Annotated in this window: 1 pseudogene; it reads right to left on the reverse strand. The window is 60.1% G+C overall.

Features of this window, described 5'->3' with window-relative positions:
* Positions 1–400 precede the first annotated feature (400 nt).
* A pseudogene (locus tag G3N94_RS41950) lies at positions 401–591 on the reverse strand (hypothetical protein); the annotation flags it as partial.

Here is a 591-nt window from a genome sequence, read left to right on the forward strand (position 1 = left end):
TCACACGAGGATTGCAACTGTTGGAAGGGCAGGACGATGCCCGGATAGCCCGTGGAGAGATGGCGCAGTCAGGCCACTCGGTGAAGCAGGAACCCGCCTATAAGGACTTTCCCATTTTGCAAGCTTCGGGTTCATTCAGTCATTGATTAGGTTCCGATGTTATAGCGGGCGCATTGGGCGGTGAGCGGCGGGACAGACTGCACACCTATAAACGGCCTTGTGGGGCACGGTCGCTTCTGTGCCCGGGCCAGGATAGTAACCGCGCAGCAGGACTCCATCCGACGCACGGCGTACACATGGAGTGTGTCGCCTGCGGGTTCCGCGAGTTCGCCTGCTGCCGGTCCGACCTGTCGCTATCCATGCCTATTGCGTCCTTGGGAGAAAGCCGTGTGACCGAAGGTCAAGTTTTATGTGAGCTGGTGTCTGGCGTGGGCGTATATGAAGGATCGAAGCGCTCACCTTTGGCCAGGATCGCCCACAGGATCCGCGCGTGCTTGTTCGCGATCGCGACCAGCGTTCGGTACCAGCCTACCCGTGCATGCAGCTGAACGATCCAGCGCGAGAGCCGGTCGGTTCGTCGGTGAGCACTGG

This window comes from Burkholderia sp. Ac-20353 (genome assembly GCF_017104785.1).
Lineage (GTDB): Bacteria > Pseudomonadota > Gammaproteobacteria > Burkholderiales > Burkholderiaceae > Burkholderia.